Source organism: Micromonospora trifolii (assembly GCF_022229005.1).
Taxonomy (GTDB): domain Bacteria; phylum Actinomycetota; class Actinomycetes; order Mycobacteriales; family Micromonosporaceae; genus Micromonospora; species Micromonospora trifolii.
Genome location: NZ_JAKKFD010000037.1, coordinates 19482 through 39581, shown reverse-complemented (window position 1 = coordinate 39581; position 20100 = coordinate 19482). Strand labels below are relative to the sequence as shown.

Annotated in this window: 13 protein-coding genes and 1 pseudogene; 5 read left to right on the top strand and 9 right to left on the bottom strand. The window is 69.6% G+C overall.

Going from position 1 to position 20100, the window contains the following annotated elements; translation table 11 throughout:
• Window positions 1–65 precede the first annotated feature (65 nt).
• Complete coding sequence (locus NIE79_RS22300) at window positions 66–1022, bottom strand: HpcH/HpaI aldolase/citrate lyase family protein (RefSeq protein ID WP_238680411.1); 957 nt, start codon at window positions 1020–1022, stop codon at window positions 66–68.
• A gap of 128 nt (window positions 1023–1150) precedes the next feature.
• Between NIE79_RS22300 and NIE79_RS22295 the strand changes: the two genes are divergently transcribed.
• From NIE79_RS22295 to NIE79_RS22285, 3 genes and pseudogenes are all read left to right on the top strand, one after another.
• Window positions 1151–1975, top strand: a complete 825-nt coding sequence (locus tag NIE79_RS22295) for an SDR family NAD(P)-dependent oxidoreductase (protein ID WP_238680485.1) — start codon at window positions 1151–1153, stop codon at window positions 1973–1975.
• Window positions 1968–2261: a hypothetical protein gene (locus tag NIE79_RS22290; RefSeq protein ID WP_238680410.1), complete on the top strand. Its 294-nt coding sequence runs from the start codon at window positions 1968–1970 to the stop codon at window positions 2259–2261. Before NIE79_RS22295 ends, NIE79_RS22290 begins: the two co-directional genes overlap by 8 nt.
• A gap of 595 nt (window positions 2262–2856) precedes the next feature.
• Window positions 2857–3004: pseudogene (locus tag NIE79_RS22285) on the top strand (AraC family transcriptional regulator); the annotation flags it as partial.
• Between the two features lie 35 nt (window positions 3005–3039).
• On the opposite strand, the gene NIE79_RS22280 reads toward NIE79_RS22285, so the two are convergent.
• Window positions 3040–3495: an S-ribosylhomocysteine lyase gene (locus NIE79_RS22280; RefSeq protein WP_274524492.1), complete on the bottom strand. Its 456-nt coding sequence runs from the start codon at window positions 3493–3495 to the stop codon at window positions 3040–3042.
• Between the two features lie 247 nt (window positions 3496–3742).
• Between NIE79_RS22280 and NIE79_RS22275 the strand changes: the two genes are divergently transcribed.
• A complete protein-coding gene (locus NIE79_RS22275; protein WP_238680408.1) occupies window positions 3743–4579 on the top strand; it encodes a YcnI family copper-binding membrane protein in 837 nt (278 codons plus the stop codon).
• Between the two features lie 382 nt (window positions 4580–4961).
• Window positions 4962–5714 (top strand): helix-turn-helix domain-containing protein, encoded by a 753-nt coding sequence (locus tag NIE79_RS22270; protein WP_238680407.1) that lies wholly within the window; start codon window positions 4962–4964, stop codon window positions 5712–5714.
• Window positions 5715–5722: 8 nt separating this feature from the next.
• Here NIE79_RS22270 and NIE79_RS22265 read toward each other — a convergent pair whose 3' ends face one another.
• The 7 genes from NIE79_RS22265 to NIE79_RS22235 form a co-directional block, all read right to left on the bottom strand.
• A complete protein-coding gene (locus tag NIE79_RS22265; RefSeq protein WP_274524491.1) occupies window positions 5723–6709 on the bottom strand; it encodes an alcohol dehydrogenase catalytic domain-containing protein in 987 nt (328 codons plus the stop codon).
• Window positions 6710–6718: 9 nt separating this feature from the next.
• Window positions 6719–8017, bottom strand: a complete 1299-nt coding sequence (gene mpaD / locus NIE79_RS22260) for a daptide-type RiPP biosynthesis aminotransferase (RefSeq protein WP_238680405.1) — start codon at window positions 8015–8017, stop codon at window positions 6719–6721.
• Window positions 8018–8086: 69 nt separating this feature from the next.
• On the bottom strand, window positions 8087–8932 hold the full coding sequence (locus NIE79_RS22255; RefSeq protein WP_372471744.1) for an ABC transporter permease: 846 nt from the start codon (window positions 8930–8932) through the stop codon (window positions 8087–8089).
• A complete protein-coding gene (locus NIE79_RS22250) occupies window positions 8929–9915 on the bottom strand; it encodes an ATP-binding cassette domain-containing protein (protein ID WP_372471742.1) in 987 nt (328 codons plus the stop codon). The genes NIE79_RS22255 and NIE79_RS22250 overlap by 4 nt, the downstream gene beginning before the upstream one ends.
• A gap of 293 nt (window positions 9916–10208) precedes the next feature.
• Window positions 10209–14033: a non-ribosomal peptide synthetase gene (locus NIE79_RS22245; RefSeq protein ID WP_238680403.1), complete on the bottom strand. Its 3825-nt coding sequence runs from the start codon at window positions 14031–14033 to the stop codon at window positions 10209–10211.
• Window positions 14021–15553, bottom strand: a complete 1533-nt coding sequence (locus NIE79_RS34060; RefSeq protein WP_238680402.1) for a GMC family oxidoreductase — start codon at window positions 15551–15553, stop codon at window positions 14021–14023. The genes NIE79_RS22245 and NIE79_RS34060 overlap by 13 nt, the downstream gene beginning before the upstream one ends.
• Complete coding sequence (locus NIE79_RS22235; protein WP_238680401.1) at window positions 15550–20073, bottom strand: non-ribosomal peptide synthetase; 4524 nt, start codon at window positions 20071–20073, stop codon at window positions 15550–15552. Before NIE79_RS22235 ends, NIE79_RS34060 begins: the two co-directional genes overlap by 4 nt.
• Window positions 20074–20100 lie beyond the last annotated feature (27 nt).

Genomic DNA, 20100 nt, shown 5'->3' with positions numbered 1-20100 from the left:
GGGCCGGCGTACCGCCGATTGTCGGGCCGGACCGACAGCCGGCGGCGGTCGTCCCGGCCCGGCGGTCACTGCTCCGGTGGGGTGAACGACGAGGTACGGCTCATCCCGGCGGCCCGGCCCTTGGCGGCGACCACCAACGCCATCTTGCGGGACGCTTCGTCGATCATCTCGTCGCCGAGCATCACGGCGCCGAGCCGGCCGCCGGCCTCCGAGGTGTAGTGCTCGTACGCGTCGAGGATCAACTCGGCGTGGTCGTAGTCGGCCTGCGCCGGTTGGTAGACCTCGTTGGCGGCGTCGATCTGGCCCGGGTGCAGCACCCACTTGCCGTCGAAGCCCAGCGCGGCCGAGCGCTTGGCCACCTCGCGGAACGCATCGACGTCGCGGATCTGTAGGAACGGGCCGTCGATGGCCTGCTTGTCGTGCATGCGCGCGGCCATCAGGATCCGCATCAGGATGTAGTGGTACGGGTCGCCCGGGTAGTCCGGGATCAGGCCGCCGACCACCATCGACTTCATGTTGATCGACGCCATGAAGTCGGCCGGGCCGAAGATGATGGTCTCCACGCGCGGCGAGGCGGCGGCGATCGCGTCCACGTTGACCAGACCGGCGGCGTTCTCGATCTGCGCCTCGATGCCGATCCGACCGACCTCCAGGCCTATCGTCTTCTCGATCTGGGTGAGCGTCAGGTCCAGCCACTGCACCTGGGCGGCGGTCTGCACCTTCGGCAGCATGATGCAGTCCAGGTTGGCGCCGGCGCCCTCGACGACCTCGATGACGTCCCGGTAGGTCCACGGTGTGGTCAGGTCGTTGACCCGGACCACCCGGGTCTTGCCGGCCCAGTCACCCTCGTTGAGGGCGGCCACGATGTTCTTGCGCGCGTCCGGCTTGGCCAGTGGGGCGACGGCGTCCTCCAGGTCGAGGAAGACCTGGTCGGCCGGGAGTCCCTGGGCCTTGCCGAGCATCTTCACGCTGGAACCCGGCACGGCGAGGCAGGACCTGCGGGGGCGACCGACTGCGGCCATGGATGCGCTCCTTCCAGCGTCCGGCGGGCATGCCGACGCCACCTGACGACAGATCCGAGACCTTAACGATCCCAAAGGGCGTTGTGACGCCACGGTAACCTCGCGCCGTGACCGGGGTGAATGGACCTGTGGAAGATCTCACTGGGCGCCGACTGGTGGTGGTGACCGGGGCCAGCTCCGGCATCGGGCTGGCCGCCGCCGTGAATCTGGCCTGCCGGGGCGACCAGGTGGTGCTGGTCGGGCGGGACCCGGCCCGCCTACAGGCTGCAGCCGTTCGGGTACGGGAGAACTCCGGTGAACGTCCGGAGCTGTTCCGGGCCGACTTCGCGATCCTCGACGACGTACGCCGACTGGCCGAGCAGCTCCGGTCCGCGTACGACCGGATCGACGTGCTCGCCAACAACGCCGGGGCGATCGCCCTGCAACCGCTGAGCACCGTCGACGGTTTCGAGATGTCGATCCAGGCCAACCACCTGGCCCCGTTCCTGCTGACCAACCTGCTCGCCGACCGGGTGGGCCGGGTCGTGGTGACCGCCTCCGGCGCGCACCGCTTCGGCGCGCTCGACCCGGACGACCTGAACAAGCCGCTGCGTGACTACCGGCCGATGGGCGCATACGGCACCAGCAAGCAGGCGAACGTCCTGTTCACCGCCGAGGCCGCCCGGCGCTGGCCGGACGTCGCCGCGTACAGCTTCCATCCCGGGGTGGTCCGTACCCGGTTCGCCAACGACAGCAGGCTGGTCGCGTTCGGCATGCGGTTCATGCCGTTCCGCAGCCCGGAGAAGGGCGCCGAGACCCTGGTGTGGTTGGCCAACCAGGAACGTGCCCGGCTGATCAACGGGGGTTACTACGTCGACCGTCGGCCGCGTCGGCCGCTCCGGAAGGCTGCCGATCCGCAGCTCGCCGCCCGGCTGTGGGCGGCGAGCGCCAAGGCGGTCGGTCTCGATGACTGACCGGGCCGGTGTGCTGACACTCGTCGCGATCGTCGAGTTCGCCGTCGGAGCCGAGGCCGCCGGGCAGCGCTACGAGGACGCCGTGCTGGCCCTGCTCGAACGGCACGGCGGCCGGTTGGAGCGGCGACTGCGCGGCACCGACGGGCAGGCCGAGGTGCACGTGATCCGGTTCGACGGGCGGGCCGGCTACGAGTCGTTCCTCGTTGACCCGGAGCGGACGGCCCTGCGTACCGCGCTCGGCGAATCCGCACCGACCACCCGGGTCATCGAGGTCCAGGAGGTTTAGCGGGCGGGCCGCCGAAGAGCATCGCCGCCGCCCCTGGTGCCGAGTCCCGGACCGAGGCGGTACGCAGCGGCGGGTCGACGAGTCGGGTGGGCAGGCCAGGGACGCGTGACGCGGGCCGGCCGGCATCGGCAGCGCCACCGGGTCACCTCCTGCGGGCTACCGCCGATGAGATCAGTTAGCTCGGGCGCGAGGACGCGCAGCCGGCCGAGGGCGTGCCGAGTCTGACTCTTCACGGTAGTCAAGGGGCGAAAGAAGCCACCTTCTCACGAATGCTGATGACCGACGCCCGCCGTCCGATGGCAAGAGGCGCTCGGATAGCGGTGTCGCCGCTGTCGCACACAGGGCACCATCACCCCGTAATGGATTCGCATCAGGCCGCCTAGCAGCATCAATCGGGTTTGAAGGGGCGGTGGCCAATTCGGGCGTCCTGCTGCGCGCGCTCTGCCGGGTCCAGAATCTCCCAGCCGGGTGGATGCGCTATGTCGGCCAGCAATTGTCTCCTGGGTCGGCTGCCGCTCAGTGCCAGAGGGGGCGGCAAGTGCAACGTCTGTTCAGCAAGCGTTCGCCGATCGGCGGCTTGCCCGACGGCGTCATCGCGGTCACGGTTCTGGAAAACACCGACGACAACGTCGACGTGATCGCTTCGGCGGGCCGGGATGGGCACCGCGACGACCCTGCGCCGGCACTTCCAGCGCACGGTCGGCGTGCCACCGGCCACCTACCGGCGTACGTTCTGGACCTGACAGCGCGGGTCAGGATCGCCGATGACCGCGCCGCCTCACACCTCGTGGGCATCCTTGCCGGGGTCGTGCCATTCGGAACGACGGGTCAGCAGCCAGCCGGCCAGCGCCTGAACGCCGACGAGGGTGTGGTTCTCCGCCCAGCCGCACCGGGTGGTGTTCGCCAGCGGCACGGAGTCTGCCTCACCGATCGCCACCAGGGCCTCGGCGAGCAGGTCGGCCATCTCCTCGAAATCACCGATTCCGATGGTGACGATGTAGAAGCCGGTCTGGCATCCCATCGGGGCCACCGTGGTGACCTTGTCGGAGGCTGACCGCAGCAGGGTGCCGAGGAAATGTTCCAGTGAGTGGATCACCGGCATCGCGACCTGCGAGACGTTGGGCTGGGCGAGCCGCAGGTCCCATTGAAAGACCTCGTCGCCGGACGGGGTCGTACGCCGGTCCGACACCCGCAGGAACGGAGGTGCCATGAACCGATGGTCGAGGTCTGCCATCCCGATGATCCTATCCCCGCATAGACCGATCTCCGCAGACGCATCAACCGGTATGCCGTACGTAGTGGCCGATCGGGCTCAATGTATCGCAGACAGGCGACTCGTCAAGGCCGCGCCTGGCTGGCTCCTGCGGTCCTCATAGGAGCGTCGTTTTAGCTGCCAACCGGTCCAATCCGGACGGACGTTGCGGAGATCCGGCGGACGGCGTCGGCGGCCCCAGCCGCGCGGCCGGATGTGGCGGGCCCCGATGCCGGAAGGTGCAATTTCAGAGTCGACGCAGGGAATCACCGTCGTGCATCCTGAGCCCGGCGCGAAAGCCTGCGCCGGAAAATCCTCCGGAAGGTCGACTGTGAATCGCTCGCTTTACCGCGTATTGGCCACCGCGGCTGTCGCCGCGACTGCCGTAATGATCAGTGCCGTGCCCGCCTCCGCGCACGTCACCGCCCTGCCAGGCGAGGTGACCGCTGGTTCGTTCGCCACCGTGACGTTCCGTGTGCCCAACGAGAGCGACACCGCGGCCACCAGCAAGCTCGTCCTCGATATGCCGCAGAACAACACGTTCGCCTTCACCTTCGTCCAGCCGCATCCGGAGTGGACACACAAGGTTCAGCGGAGCTCCGCCGAGGTGGGCGTCGGCGTCCAGAGCGTGACCTGGAAAGCCGACTCGCGGTCCAGCCGGATCGCACCCGGCGACTTCGACGAGTTCAAGATCCTCACTGGACCGTTCGCGGCGGGTCAGGTCTGCTTCAAGGCCGCCCAGCACTACGACGACGGTACGATCGTCAAGTGGGACGAGGTGCCCACTGCGGCGGTCCCCAACCCGGCCCACCCGGCACCCTGCATCAGGGTCGTCGCGGCTCCCGCCGCCGGCGCGGCGGCAGCGAACAGTGCCGACGCAGCGGGCTCCGCGGTAATTCCGGCCCGCGCTGACGTGTCGGACACCCGGATCGTCCTGGCGTCCGACGCTCCCGCGCCGAACAGTGACAATCGGTCGATGACGATGCTGGTGATGGCGATGCTCGTGATGACCGGCACCGGCATCATGATCGGCCGCTTCAGCCGCAGGCAGGCCCGGAACTCCTGATCTGCGACCGCTCGAACCGACAGTCTGCCCGCGCCTTGCGTTGGCAGACTGTCGGCATGCCCGATGAGCAAATTGTCACCTTCCAGCCACGCTGCGTCAGTTCTCAAAATCGGACTCCGGACGGTTTCGATCGATGAGTTTCAACTTTCGCTACCCTGATCACCGATGTGACACGCAGCTTTGACGTGTTGGTCATCCAGATGGAACCGGACGAACCTGCCGCGCCAGCCTCGACTGCGTGCGCGGCGGACGACCCGAACGGGCGGTTCGTTATCGAACCGGCCCGGATTTCTGTTTTGTACCACCTCATGACGGCGAGACTCTTCGGGCAAAGCAGATAGATAGTTGCTCTTACGCATTATTCGGGGGACTTGTGCAGCAAATGGTAAGCAGTGTGGTGGATACCATTCGAACTCGGTACAGCGAACCACTCCGCCTTGACGACCTGGCCAGCGCGGCTTTCGTGAGCAAGTTTCATCTACTTCGGACCTTCCACAAGCAGACCAACATCACCCCGGGGCGCTTCCTGGCCGCAGTGCGGTTACAGGAGGCCAAACGGATGCTGTACGTCACGTCGCTCAACGTGGCCAACATCGCGACGCAGGTCGGATACAGCAGCACAGGAAGCTTCACCCGGCGGTTCACCGACGCGGTGGGCCTGTCGCCGATCCGGTACCGCCGGATGAGCCGTGGTCAGCGTTTCGACTTCACCCACACCGGCCGATCGGCCAGCTGGTGTGAGGGGGCACGGGTCACCGGCGTGGTGAGCACTCCACACCCGATCGCCTCGCCGATCTTCGTGGGGGCGTTCGACAGCCCGATCCTGCAAGGGGAACCCAGGGCCTCCACGCTGCTGGCGGAGCCCGGACCGTTCGAGATCTGCGGCCTCCCGTGTGGACGCTGGTACTTCCACGCTGTCGCGCTGCGGCCTGGCGAGACCGCACCGTCCGAACTGGACCCCGAGGCGCCAATGCTGGCTGGTTGTGTCGGCCCGGTGCTGCACATCGATCGCGGGTTGCGGAAAGTGCCGTCGGACCTGGTCCTGACTCCACCCGAGCCGACCGACCCACCGATCCTGTTCGCGCGGCTCGGCTTGGCGCCCGCGGCGGACGCACACAGTGACGATCAGCGCTGACGGCCCAGTCAGCGGTGTGGCACCACTACGGCGCGGCCGGTCAGCCGGCGTTCACGCAGACGGCCATAGGCGGCCACCGCCTCGTCCATCGTGAAGTTTTCCACGCTGGTGGTGATGCGTCTGGCCTGGGCGAGCTCGATCACCTCGCGCAACTCGGGCCGGGTGCCCCAATACGTGGTGGACACCGACACGCCCCGGGCCGGCGAGTCGTATCCCACCGATAACGCGCCGCGACCGATCCCGACGATGACGATGTGGCCCGCCGACCGGACGACGGCCGCTGCGGCGTCGAGGGTTTCCTGGGTACCGACGAAATCGATGATGACGTCGGCCCGGTCGGTGACGGTCGCGCTGGTGCGGTGGGCACCCATCGTCATTGCGAGTTCCCGGGCTGCCGGTTCGGTGTCCACGGCGATCACCTCGGCCGGGGTCAGCGCGCGCAGGATCTGGACGGCAAGGTGCCCGAGCCCGCCGACGCCGACCACCAGCGCCGTGCTGCCCTCGGTGAGCTCTTGCCGCACGAGGGCGATCGCGTGGTACGGGGTGAGCGCTGCGTCCGCCAGCGGGGCGGCCAGAACGGGATCGAGGTCGCCGATCGGCAGCAGGTAGCGCTCATCCGCCACCAGGTACTCGGCCAGCCCCCCGGGCGAACCGAGGCCGGGCGGCTGGGCGGGGGTGGCGCAGTAGTTGTCGCGGCCCGCCAGACAGCTCCGGCAGGTGCCGCAACCCCACGCGCCGTACAGGACTACGGCCGTTCCCGGCGCCAGCGTGGTACCGGCGATCACCGTGCCCGCGGCCTCGTGGCCCAGAGTCAGCGGAAGCCGAATGCCGTTGCGGGCCAGCATCCCGCGCGGCATGTCGAGCAGCATCAGGTCCGAGTGACACAGCCCGGCTGCATCGACCCGTACCAGTGCCTGGCCCGGTCCAGGCTCAGGGTCGGGAACGGTGACGATCTCCGGCGGCTTGCGCGCGGCGGTGAGCTGGACGGCTCGCATCGGAGCCGCTCAGCGTGCAGGAGAGGATGACGGCCGGACCCTGGCTCGCTTCGCCTGGCGTTCGGCGGTGAAGTCGGCCAGCCCGAGCTCGACGGCTCGCAGCAGTTCCCCCACCTCATCCTCGGTGCAGGTCAGCGGCGGGATCAGCTCGATGGAGCTAGGACCGCCCTGCACAACGGCGCCCCGGTCGCGAATCCTGGAAAGGATCTTGGTGATGTGCAGCGGCCACAGCTCCGCACCGTTGGCCGCGCGCAAGCCCAGCCCCCGGAAGCAGCCCGCCCCGGTCACTTCGACGGCCAGCTCGACCCGGTCGACGAGGTCCTTGAGCCCCTCCTCAAGCAGCTTGGCCACCCGCGCTCCGCTTTCCAGCGCATGCAACTCGTCGAACTGCTGGAGCGTGGCCACGATCGCCGCGCAGCTGGCGGGTGTGCCCGCCTGGGTCTCACCGTGCACGAACATCGCGTCAGCCTTGGCGAACTCGGCGAACACCGAGTGCCCGACCAGGATGGCCGAGGCCGCGCAGGTGCCGTTGGTCAGCCCCTTGGAGGTGACCAGCAGGTCGGGGGACTCGGCCCAGCGGTCGCTGCCGAACAGCGAGCCGCTGCGGCCGAAGCCGAACGCCACCTCGTCACAGACCAGCAGGAAACCGTGCTCACGGCGCAACTCCAGCAATGTGCTGATCATCTCGGCAGGCACCACATGGGCACCGGTGCCGAGGACGGGCTCGATCACCACCGCAGCGACCTGGTCACCGATCTCGGTCAGCAACGCGCGCATCGCGGCCGGGTCGTCGTGCTTGACGTGCCGGATCAGGCTGGTGTCCACGCCGTACAGGTGTTGGCTCAGGTCGTCGCCGGACAGCGTGAACGAGCCGTAGGTCTGGCCGTGGTAACTGCCCTCCAGACCGACGATCACCTTGCGGTGGGTGTCGCCGCGCAGTAACGCGTGGTGGCGGGCCAACTTCATCATCGCGTCGTTGGCCGAACTACCCGACGTGGAGAACAGAACCCGGCTGTAGCGCGCCGGGCCTGCCGCCTCGATCAGCGCGGCGGCGGCCTCGATGGCGTAGTCGTGGGTGCGGCGGAACAGCGACATGTACGACGCGTCGCGGACCGCGCCGGTGATCGCGGCGGCAATGGCCTCGTTGCCGTAGCCGAGGTTGACGTTCCACAAGCCGCTGGTGCCGTCAATGGCATCCACGCCGTCCGCGAAGACGGCCCGGTTGCCGGACACTCGCACGATCCGGTGGCTGTCCCGGCCGTGCGCACTCGGTGGGAGCAGCGAATCCCACACGGGGTACTCGGTCATTCGACCATCATGGTGGCGTGGACCGGGCCGCCGCGCCTCCGAAAGTGCTCGATGGGCGGATCCCGCGACCTACTGCTTGTTCTTGTAGAGCCACATGGTCAGCGGGCCGAAGATGGCCACTATGACCGCGGAGCTGACCAGCACCCACAGCAGGTCGTTTCCCAGCGGACGGTCGAACATCAGGTTCCGGGTCGCGCTCACCACGTACGTGACCGGATTGACATCGATGAAAGCTTGCAGCCAGCCGGGCATGGTCTTGGGGTCGGCGAAGATGTTGCTGAGGAAGGTCAGCGGGAAGATGATGATCGCGCCCGCCGCCATGGTCGAATGCGGGGTCGGCATGACGAATGCCGCCGCGGTCCACATCCAGCTGATCGCGAATGAGAACAGCAGCACCACCATCAGACCGAGCGCCACGCCGATGACGCCGCCGGCCGGCCGAAAGCCGAGCGCGACCCCGAGCAGGACCACCAGGATGCCGGCGATGCTGTAACGCACGAGGTCGCCGAGCATCGCGCCGATCACCGAGCCGGGCCGCCAGATCGCCAGCGTCTTGAACCGGTCGAAGACACCTTTGGTGCGGTCGCTGTTGAGGGCCGCGCCGGTGTACTGGGTGATCATCAGGATGGCCATCACCAGGATGCCCGGCAGCAGGTCCTGCAGGTAGACCGTTGTGGAGCCGGCAATTGCGCCGCCCAGCAGGTAGGTGAACATCAGGGTCAGCATCAGCGGGAAGACCGTGACGTCGAACAATTGCATCGGGCCGTGCTTGATCTTCAGCAACGCACGCCAGCCGAAGGTCATGGTCACCGTGAAGGCGTTGGCCCGGGGCGGCCGGGTCCCTCGCATGAGGACATCGCGCAGGTCGGAGCTGCCCGAGGTGTCGGCGGCACTGGAGGTGAGTTGAACGGTCATGCTGCCTCCTCCTGGTCGTTCCGGTCGGTGGTGTGGCCGGTCAGGGCGAGGAACACCTCGTCCAGGCTGGGCTGGCCGAGGGCGAAGTCGGTGACCGAGATGCCCCGCCCGGCCAACCGGGACACGGCGCTCACAGCCAGGTCGGCGTCGCTGCCGGGCACCCGGGCGGTCAGGCCGACCGCGTCGGCCTCCTCCTGGGCGGTGATCTGGAGATCCTCGGCGAGGACCCGGATTGCCTCCGGCCGCTGGGCCGCTTCACGCAGGCGGATGCGCAGCGTGCCAACACCGACGCTGGATTTCAGCTGGCCGGGTGTGCCCTCCGCAATGACCTTGCCGTGTTCCATCACCGCGATGCGGTCGGCGAGTTGGTCGGCCTCGTCCAGGTACTGCGTGGTGAGCAGGATCGTGGTGCCCACCTCAACCAGGCCGCGCACCGTCTCCCACACCTGAGCGCGGCTACGCGGGTCGAGACCGGTCGTCGGCTCGTCCAGGAACAGCAGGTCAGGGGTGACGATGATGCTGGCGGCGATGTCGAGCCGGCGCCGCATACCACCTGAATACTTCTTCACCAGGCGGTCGGCGGCCGCATCGAGGCTCACCGCGCCGAGCAGGTCACTCGCCCGGCGCACGGAGGCGGCGCGGGAGAAGCCCTGCAGCCGGGCCAGCATGATCAGGTTCTCGGTGCCGGTCAGCTCTTCGTCCACTGTGGCGAACTGGCCGGTCAGGCCGATCCGCTCACGGACCTTCGCGGCCTCGGAGACCACGTCGCGGCCCAGCACCCGCGCCTGGCCGCCGTCGGGCGTCGCCAGGGTGGCAAGGATGCGGATCACGGTCGTCTTGCCGGCCCCGTTCGGCCCGAGCACGCTGTAGATCCCGCCGCGGGGCACGACGAGGTCAACTCCGTCGACAGCCTTCACTGCATGGAATTTCTTGACAAGCCCGGTTGCCTCGACCGCTGGTTCCGACCGCAATGGGAAAATCACCTTTCAGCGAGGGTGAACTGAGAGAACACTGTCAATAACTGACGGCTGTTTAGTATTCCGGCGACGGTCAGCCCCCGTCAAGAAGGGGGTCAAACACCATGAATGTCTCGTTGAGCAGGCGGAAACGCCTGCGTGAGGCGACGCTCGCCGAGATCCGGGAGGTGGCCCGGAAAATTTTTTCCGCCTGGACCTGCATCTACGGCATCGTGGCGATGGAGATCTTCGGTCACCCAGACCGCGGCGGTGACCGGCTCCGCAACGATGTTCGCCGAGGAGCTGACCGCCCGCCTGGGTCAACTGGTCGTCCGACGGTAGTCCAGCGCCTCCTCGAACCAGTCCCGGGCGGTGGCGGTGATCTCCCGCAGGGAGTCCGCCCGCATGACCGTGTAATGGTCGCCCGCGGTCTGCCGGATATCGATCTGCGGGCAGACGTCCAGCCATGACCTCGGGTCGGGTCCGGGTCCCGCCGCGAACAACAGGACCGGGCCGCCCGGCTCGGCGGGGGTGTAGTCGGCCAGCGCGGCCAGGTTGTGCGCGTGGGTGTCCGCCAGCCGGGTGTAGGTCGCCAGGTCGGTGCCCTCGGGCAGCAGACCGGCAGCCACTGCCGCACGATGGCCCTGCGCCGCGTCGGTGACCGGCTCGAACCAGGTGCCGCCGGCCAGATCGGTGAGGAACTCCCGTTGACGTTCGGCCTCGGTGGTCGGCACGCGGAACTCGCCCAACCTGCTGTCGATCATCACGACCGCGCTACGGTGGCCCTCGTCGGCCAACTGGCGGGACACCTCGTAGGCGAGGAAGCCGCCCATCGACCATCCGGCAAGCAGGTACGGGCCGGAGTCCGGAAGTTCCCGCCGGGCCGCCGCGGCCATCCCCACCAGGTCGCCCGCCGATTCCCGGCCCACCAGCGCCGGGCTCTGAAAGGCCATCACCGGGCCCGGCCATGCCGCGGCGACCGGCCGGTACGCGGTCACCGCACCGCCGACCGGATGAAACAGATACAGCGGCCGGCCCGGCCGGTCGGACAGGCGCACGACGCCGTGACCTGGGCCGCCCTCGGCGATCCGGGCCGCCAGCGCACCCAGCGTAGGCACCTCGAAAATCTCACCAAACCGCAGGTCCACGCCCAGTTCGTCACGTACCCGGTGCACCAGACGGAGCGCGAGCAACGAGTTGCCACCGCAGGCGAAAAAGTCCGCGTCCGGACCGACCGTGGGCAGGTCCAACAGCGACGACCAGATCGCGGCCAGCCGGGCGGTGTCAGCCGCGGGGACCACCTCGTCGGCCGGGGCGGTGGTACGGGCCGCGCTGATGTCGACCTTGCCGTTGGCAGTCAGCGGCAACTCGGGTACGACAGCGATCCGGGCCGGCACCATGTAGTGCGGCAGGCGTGCGCGGATGTGGGCGGCGACGTCCAGAGAGGCACCGTCCTCGGGCACCACCACGGCCACCAGGCGCATCCGCCCGCCGGGTGTGCCCTCGGCGGCCACGACGCACTCGCGTACGCCGGCCAGCTCACGGACCACGGCCTCGATCTCGCCGGGCTCCACCCGGAAGCCTTGGATCTTGACTTGCCGATCCGCGCGGCCGAGGAACTCGATGGTCCCGTCCGGCCAGTACCGGCCGAGGTCGCCGGTGGCATAGAGCCGATCGCCGGTCGCCGGATCGTGGACGAACTTCTCGGCGGTGCGCTCGGCGTCGCCCGCGTACCCCCGGGCGACGCCTACGCCGCCGATGTAGATGGCTCCGGTCGCCCAGGGGGCGCGGACGTTCAACCGGTGGTCGCGGACGGTCATCGTCTGGTTCCGCAGCGGGCGGCCGTACGGGATGCTGCGCCACTCCGGATCGACGGCGCCGACCTCGAAGATGTTCGACCAGATCGACGCTTCGGTCGCCCCGCCCATGGCGATCACCCGGGCCGCGGGCCACAGCGCGCGCAGCCGGTCGGGCAGGGGCAGGGGAATCCAGTCGCCGCTGAGCAGGATCGCGCGCAGCGGCGGCACGTCACGCCCGGCGGCGACTTCCACCAGCAGTTCGGCGAGCGCGGGCACCGAGTTCCACACGGTCGCGCCGTGCCGCCGAGCGGCAAGGAGCCAGGCCTCGGGGTCCGGCCGGGCCGACGCGGCGGGCAGCACCAGGGCGGCGCCCGCGGCCAGCGTGCCGAACACGTCCCACACCGACAGGTCGAAGCTCAGCGACGAGATGGCGAACACCCGGTCGTCCGGCTCCAACCTAATCCGCCGGTTGATGTCGACGACGGTGTTGAGCGCCGCACCGTGCTCGATCATCACGCCCTTCGGTGTGCCGGTCGACCCGGAGGTGTAGATGACGTACGCGAGGCTGCTGCCGTCACCGGACGGGGGCGGCAGCGGATCGTCGGCGGGCGCGACCAGGTCGACGTCGAGACTGTCCACATCGCGCACCCTCACCGACGACTCCGTCAGCACGACGCCCGATGCGCACGCGTTGACCAGGGTTCGGATCCGCTCCGCCGGCAGGCTCGCCTCCACCGGGCAGTACGCCCCGCCGGCCCGCAGCACGCCGAGCACTGCAACGACCTGCTCCCAGCCCTTGGACATCACCACGGGCACCACCACCCCGTCGCCGACACCCCGGGCGCGCAACCGGAGTGCCACTGCCCGGGACAGCGATTCAAGCTCGCCGTACGTGAGCGTCCGGCCGGAGCCGAAGACGGCCGGTGCCTCCGGGTGCTCAGCGGCGGACCGCAGAAAAGAGTCCTCCAGGCGGCCGGCGGGCGGGCGGGTCTGGTCGGAGTTGATCGTCGCGATCAGGTCCAGGTGCCCGGCCGGGGTGACGACGAGCGTGGTCTCCTGATCGCTGGTGATCGTCTCCAGCAGTCGCCGGTACGTGTCGAACAGCGCGTCCGGCAAGCCGGCCGGGAACGCCGCGTCGACCATGTCCCAGATGAACTCGACGCCACCGTCCTCGGCGTCCTGGGTCTGGTTGTCGATCAGAACCTGTGGGGTGCTCAGCGCATGGGTGACGGTCCGGCACACTGGCCGGCCGGCGGCGAGTGTCGCGGTGTCGTTGCCGAGCATGTTGTTGAAGACGTACGGGAAAGCCGGTCGCGAGCCCCACCCCCGCTGGGCGGCCAGCTCGCGGGTGATCCGGACTCCGGTCACGCTCGCGTGCCGCATGTCGCGCCACAGTTGCTTCTGCAGCTGTTGCCCGCGCGTCCAGAAGTCCTCAGCGCAGGTGAGGTCGACCTCGACCGGCAGGGTGGCGCCGAGCTGGCCGACAGGGTGGTCCGCCGGTGACTCGATGCCGGCCCAGTTGTGGTGCATGACCGTGACACTGAACCGGGGCGCGGCCGCCCACGCGCCCAGCACCTCGGAGTAGACGTGCAGCAGCAGGCCCATCGGCATGAGCTTGCGGCGGCGCGCATTGCCGCACAACGCCTTCCACTGCGGCGGGGTCATGGTGAACATCCGCCGCTGGAAGCGGACCGGCGACACCGCCGACAGCGGCCGGGCGAGCGGCAGTTGTGGTGCGTCGGGCAGGGTTTCCAGCCGTTGTTCCCAATACGCCCAGTCGGTGCTGTCGTCGCGGTCCCGTATGCGGGCGAGCGCTTCCCGGAACGTGGTGGTGACCGGGGCCAGTTCGGCCATCGGGTCGCGGACCAGGGCCAGGAACTCGCCGACGACCTGGTGGATGCTGCGGCCGTCGAGCAGCAGCAGCGTCATGGCGATCTGGAGCCGGACCCGGCCGGTGCGGATCCGATGAACAACCAGATCGAACAGCGGCCAGGTCGTCGGGTCGACACCCTGCTCGCGCATCCGCTGCCGGGTCGCGGCAATCGACTTCTCCTGCTCGTCGCGGCCGAGGCCGGTGACGTCCACGATCTCGATCTCGAAGGCGTCAGCGACGGAGACGTCCAGAACTCGCTGGGTGGCGTCGCCGGTGACGACGGTGCGCAGATGCTCGTGGCGGCGGATCAGCGCGCGCAGGACGTCACGCGCGCGAACGACGTCGAGCCCCACGACGTCGAGTTCGAGGTGATAGCCGGGCAGGAAGCCGCCGAGTTCCACCAGCTCGCTGGTGCCCACCAGGTAGGCCGCCTGCAGGTCGGTCAGCGGGAACGGCACGGTCAGGTCATCCACGAGGCAACCCTTTCGGCGAGCATGACGCACGTGAGATTGGTGGGCGCCCGGGTGATGGCCGGCATCACTGACGCATCGGCGACCCGCAGCCCGGACACGCCGCGTACCCGGCAGTACTGGTCGACCACCGCGGTGTCGTCGTGGTCGGGACCCATCCGGGCGGTGCCCGCGGGATGCCACAGCGGGGTGGCGAAGGCCGCGACCGAGCGACGCAACCGGACGTCGTCGAACACCCGTTTCTCCGTCCACAGCAGGACGTCGTCGAGCAGCGGTGACATGTGCTCACCGGTCATCAACGACCAGGCCAGACGGGTGCCGGTCGCGAGCGCGGCCAGATCGTCGGGGTGGCGGGCCATGTCCAGCACGATCTGCGGCCGGGCCTCCGGTCCGGCTCCGGTCACCGACACGTGGCCACGCCCGGCGGGGGCCAACAGCATCACCGAGATCGCCACGGTCATCGGCACCCGTTCGCCGTCACGGACGGCGGAAACCGATTCGTCGGCGACATTGGACGCGAGGACCAGTGCCACGTCCGGCTCGCCGCCGGTGGTGGCGAGCCGGGCCATCGCCTGGTGCCAGGGCCGGCCTTCGACGCAGACTCCCGCCGCGGGGATCGCCCAGATCAGGACGGCCGGGTGCTCCGCCAGGTTCGCGCCGACGCCGGGCAGCTCGACCACTGTGGGAATCCCCGCCTCGGCCAGCCGTTTACCGTCGCCGATGCCCGAACGTTGCAGGATCAGCGGCGTATTGATTCCGCCCGCACACAGCGTCACCCGGTCGGCGGCCACGGTGACCGGGTGACCGTCGCGGACCACCCGGACGCCGGTCACGCGATCGCCGTCGAGCACCAGGCTGATGGCGGTGGTACGGCTCCACACGGTCAGATTGGGACGGTTGAGCACCGGGGTCAGGTACCCGTCGGCGGCGGAGACCCGCCGGCCGTCCCGCGCGTTGCTGGGCAGCGGACCCGCACCGGGCTGCCCGCCGGCGTTCACGTCCGCCACCTCGGGCATGCCCGCCGCCCGGCAGGCGGCCAGGAACGCGGTCGCCATCGGATCCAGCTGGTCCGGTGCGGGCCGGACCACCGGGATCGGGCCGTCGGCGCCATGGACCGGGTCGGCCCCGAAGTCAGCGTCGGACTCCAGTCGGCGGTAGAACGGCAGGACCCGATCCCACGCCCACTCGGGGTTGCCTGCGGCGGCCCACTCGGCGAAGTCGGCGGGCACGCCGCGCAGCGCGATCGCGCCATTGACCGCACCCGAGCCACCGACCAGCCGGCCCGGCCCGTACGGGACCTGCCTGCCACGCGGCTCGGCGCCGGAATAGCCGGCGTAGTCCCAGTTGTAGCCGGACAACACCGACCGGCCCAGCGGCTGCCCGTCCCACTCCGGGCCGAGCCGGTCGACGCCGGCCTCCAGCAGCAGGACGCGCCGGGACGGATCGGTGGACAGCCGGGCGGCGAGCACCGAGCCCGCAGTGCCCGCCCCGAGCACGATGTCGTCCCAGCCCGCAGCCGTCACTGGTCGTCGGCGGGAGTCAGGGCCTCGGCGAGTTCGGCGATGGTCGGGTTGTCGAACAGCATCTCCAGGCCCTCGTCGCCGTCGTCGTCCAGGCCGAACTCGTCGCGCAGCCGACCGAGGATGTTCACCGCGTGCAGCGAGTCCCCGCCCAGCTCGAAGAAGTCGTCGGTGACACCGAAATCGTCACGCTTGAGCACTTCGGCCCAGATCCGGAACAGCTTCTCCTCGGCCGCGCCGCGCGGGCTCACCTGGTCGTCAGTGCCGGCTGCGAGCCACACCGAGGGCAGCGCCGACACGTCGACCTTCCCATTCGCGGTCAGCGGGAACGCATCCACGACCATGATGTGCCGGGGCACCATGTACTCCGGCAGCAGCGTCTCCAACTGCACGCGCAGCACGGCCGGATCGACACCGGCACGCGGCACGGTACCGGCACGCTGAGAAGTGGCCCGGGCGATCAGCACGTGCTGGCGGTACGGGGTGTCCGCGTCCTCGGGCACCGTGGTCAGATCGTCCAGCACCGTGTCGCGCGCCACCGCCCGCCACTCGGGGATGGTCAGCAGCGGCAGCCGTTCCTCGGCGCGGCCCTGCGCCAGGCCCTCAATGAACCCGACGGTGACCATCTGCTGGCGGCGGTTCGCCGTACCCTCGATCAGCACGGCGACACCGTCGGTGGCGAGCACGCCGCCCAGCTCTTGCAGCGACCGCTTGATGTCCTTGGCGTCGTGCATGACGTTCGCCGCGATGATCACGTCGGCCGAGGCCGGAGGGAAACCCTGCACGGCCGGGTCGCGGTCGATGTCCAGCACGCCGTAGTCGACGAACCCGTATTCGGCGAAGGACTCCTTGGCTCGCTGGGTGAAATAGGTCGACACGTCGGTGAACGTGTAGTGCACCGAGCTGCCGGCGACCGCGGCGAGCACGTGTGCGGTGGTGGCGCCGGTGCCACCGCCCACTTCGAGCACCCGCATCGTGCGTCCGTCGGCGCCGCTGACAGCAGCCTTGACCGCCGCGGCCGCCACCCGATTCTGCAACCGGGCGACCGGGTTGCCCGCGTACAGCGCCTCCGCGGTCGTCCAGTCACCGCCGGGCAGCAGGAGTTGCAGCGGGCTGACCTCACCGCGCAGCATCTCCACCTGGTTGTCCATGCAGCGGGCGAAGTAGTTGGCGAGGACCCGGTGCGCGGGGCGGGTGACCGGCACGGCCTCCCATTCGTGCTTCAGTCGGGCGCTCAGCTCGGCGGAGTCGAGACCGCGGACGACACGGAACTCGTCCGGCCGCCCACCCGGCGCCAGCAGGCCGTCCTCGACCAGGACACCGAGCCAGCGGCGCAGCAGCCCGGCATAGCCCAGTTTGATCCCGCTGTCGGCGATGATGCCGTCCACCGTCGCGGTGCCGGATCCGAATGCGTCCAGCCGGGCCACGGTATGCGCGATCACCGTGCCGGAGAGCTCTTCCAGCGCCTCCAGCATCCGGTGGTAGTCGGCGAGGTCGCCGGCCAGTTCCGTCTCGGCGGCACGCAGCTCCGCGGCCGCGGCGTCGAGCACGCTACGACGGTCGGCCGCGCCCGCCCTGCCGGCGGACTCCTGCGCGGATACGACGTGCGCGACCAGGTGCCGATGGCCGGTCGTCGGGTTCGTGTCCACGTGCACGACGGCCTCAGCGACGCCGGGTTGCCGGCGCAGCGCCGCGACGATCTCACCCTGTTCGATCCGATATCCGTTGATCTTCACCTGTGAGTCGGCGCGGCCGAGGAACTCGATGTCCCCGCTGGGCAGGTAGCGGCCCAGGTCACCGGTGCGATAAAGCCGCTCGCCGGTCACCGGGTGGGAGACGAACCGCTCCGCTGTGCGCTCCGGGTCGCCGAAGTAGCCCAGCGCGACGCCGATGCCGCCGATGCAGATCTCACCGGTCACCCACACCGGCCGCGGCGACCAGTCCGGCCCGTACACGTGCATGGTTTGGTTGGTGAGCGGCTTGCCGTAGGGAATGCTCGGCCAGGCCGGGTCGACCGCGCCCACCGGGAAGTAGATCGACCAGATCGACGCCTCGGTCGCGCCGCCCAGACTGATCACCTCGATCCCCGGCACCTGCGCGCGCAGCTGACCCGGCAGCGACACCGGGATCCAGTCTCCGCTGAGCAGGGCCAGCCGCAGCGGCGCCGCCGCCTGCGTCCGAGCGTCCAGCCACGCGCTCATCAGGGCCGGTACGGAGTTCCACACAGTCACCCTGTGCCGCTCGATCAGACTGCTCCAGTGTGCCGGGTCGGCGGTGTGGCCCGGCGCCGGCATCACGATCGCGCCGCCGACCGCGAGCGGGCCGAAGATGTCATACACCGAGAGGTCGAAGCTCAGTGCCGACAGCGCGAGCGTGCGGTCCTCCGGGCTGACCCGGAAGCGGCGATTGATGTCCACCACCGTGTTCACCGCGCCCCTGTGGTCGATCATGACGCCCTTGGGGCGGCCGGACGAGCCGGACGTGTAGATGACGTACGCGAGGTCGCCGGTCGACGGGGCGGTCGTGGGCGGCTCAACCGGGGCGGAACGCACCTCGAGGTCGGCGAACGTGGCGAGTTCCACGCCCTGCGGCCAGCTCTCGCCGTCACGCAAGGCCGGCGAGGTGACCACGATCCGTACGCTGCCGGATTCGAGCAGCTGAACGCGGCGAGCCTCCGGCCACGACGGGTCGATGGGCAGATAGGCGGCACCGGACAGGGTCACGCCGAGCACCGCGGCGACCTGCTCGAAGCCCTTCGGCAGTACCACCGCAACCAGCGCGCCGGTCTGGGCGCCCAGACCGGACAGGCGATGGGCGAGCCGGTTCGCGGCCTCGACCGTCTCCCGGTAGGTGTAGGAGATCTCGTCGGCGATCACCGCGACCGCGTCCGGGGTGCGCAGCGCCTGCTCCGTGACCAGGCCGCACAGCGTCCGGCCGTCGACCGGCGCGGCCGTGTCGTTGACGGCGGTGCGCTCCCGCTGCTGCCATTCCGGCAGTGCCGCCAGGATCGCCGGGGCGGTCCATGCGGCCGGGTCGGCGGCAAGGCGCTCCAGCGCACCGAGGTAAGCGCCGAACATGTCGTCGAGCAACCCGGCCGGGAACAACTCCTCGACGGTGTCCCAGTTGAACACCAACTGCCCGCGCTCCTCGGCGACCTGGTGGTCCAGCCACACCTGCGGGGTCTGGGTGATGCCGTACACGCGGTCGCCGAAGAAGCGGATGTTCACGGACGGGTCGTCGCCGGTGCCGCCGAGCACCAGCGCGCTGGTGAACACGATCGGCATGGTCGACGACGAGCGGCCCGTCGCCTTGGCGTGTTCCCGTTGCGCGCGGACGCCGCTGTAGCTCATGTGCTCCAGATCGCGCATCAGCCGGCGTTGCAGGACCGCCAATCGGCCGGCGAACGTCGATCCCTGCTCGCCCTCGACCGCGAGCATGGTCAGCGAGGTGAAGTCACCGACCACACCGTTGATCTCCGGGTGCACGGCCGGGCGGTTGAACAGGGTCAGGTTCAGGGTCAGGTCGGGCTGCGCCGACCACTGCCGCAGCACGTCGGCGAAGACCGTCATCAGCACCGCGGACGGGGTGGCGCCATGCCGGGTCGCGCTCGATTTGATCGCGTTCCACTTCTCCGCGTCCAGCACGGCCTCACGCCGGGTGAAACGGGTTCGCTCGATCTGTGCGGGCTGCTTGGCCAGCGGCAGCTGCGGTGCGGCCGGCAGCGCCGGTACCCGTTCCAGCCAGTACGCCTCGTCCGCCGCGTACTGCGGGCTCTGCCGCTGCCGTTCCTCGTGCTGCACGTAGTCCCGGTACGACAGTTCGAGCGGGGCCAGCACCAGGTCCGGGTCTTCGTAGAACCGGCGCCACTCCTCGAACACCAGGTACATGCTCAGGCCGTCGAGAATGAGGATGTCGAAGCTGACGAACAGGTGCAGATTGGTCTCGGTGACACGGGCGGCGCGAATGTCGAAAAGCGGCCACCGGCTGGCCGGCCGGATCTGGTGGTCCATCCCGGCCCGGATGTCCTCGATGCGGGCCTGCGCCCCGGCGGCGTCCAGGTGGCGCAGATCGGTCAGCTCGATCTCGTAGTCGGGCAGGTCGGTCAGGACACGCTGGCGCCCGTCCGGCCGCACGACCGAGCGGAGCATGTCATGACGGGCGATCACCTTGCGCAGCGCCGCGGTGAGCCGGCCGTGGTCGAGGTCGCGGCCGTCCAGCTCGAAGTACAGATGGGTGGCCACCCCGCCCAGATCCACCGCGGAGGTGCGGCCGATCCAGTAGGCGTGCTGGATGTCGGTCAGCGGGAACGGTTCGTGCCGGTCCGCGGGTGCGGGCACCAGGGCCTCCGGCTCGGCGTCCCGGCCGGTGCGCAGGAAGTGGATCACCTCGTCCCTGCGCTGCTTGAGCGCGTCGCGCAGTTCGGGGGTGAGCGCTCCGGGCGGCGCGATCACCTCGAGGCCGCCGTCGGTCAGCCGCAGCCTGATGCCCTTATCGGCGAGCGCGGTGAGCAGGTGCTGTGCCATCGGGGGGTTCCTCCTTGCGGGCCGGCT

Bases quoted from the DNA above. Each gene is read 5' to 3' on its own strand.
- NIE79_RS22290 (WP_238680410.1), top strand. From the start codon at position 1,968: ATGACTGACCGGGCCGGTGTGCTGACACTCGTCGCGATCGTCGAGTTC.
- mpaD (WP_238680405.1), bottom strand. From the start codon at position 8,017: ATGACCGAGTACCCCGTGTGGGATTCGCTGCTCCCACCGAGTGCGCAC.
- NIE79_RS22280 (WP_274524492.1), bottom strand. From the start codon at position 3,495: ATGGCAGACCTCGACCATCGGTTCATGGCACCTCCGTTCCTGCGGGTG.
- NIE79_RS22300 (WP_238680411.1), bottom strand. From the start codon at position 1,022: ATGGCCGCAGTCGGTCGCCCCCGCAGGTCCTGCCTCGCCGTGCCGGGT.
- NIE79_RS22265 (WP_274524491.1), bottom strand. From the start codon at position 6,709: ATGCGAGCCGTCCAGCTCACCGCCGCGCGCAAGCCGCCGGAGATCGTC.
- NIE79_RS22235 (WP_238680401.1), bottom strand. From the start codon at position 20,073: ATGGCACAGCACCTGCTCACCGCGCTCGCCGATAAGGGCATCAGGCTG.
- NIE79_RS22270 (WP_238680407.1), top strand. From the start codon at position 4,962: ATGGTAAGCAGTGTGGTGGATACCATTCGAACTCGGTACAGCGAACCA.
- NIE79_RS22255 (WP_372471744.1), bottom strand. From the start codon at position 8,932: ATGACCGTTCAACTCACCTCCAGTGCCGCCGACACCTCGGGCAGCTCC.
- NIE79_RS22275 (WP_238680408.1), top strand. From the start codon at position 3,743: ATGCCGGAAGGTGCAATTTCAGAGTCGACGCAGGGAATCACCGTCGTG.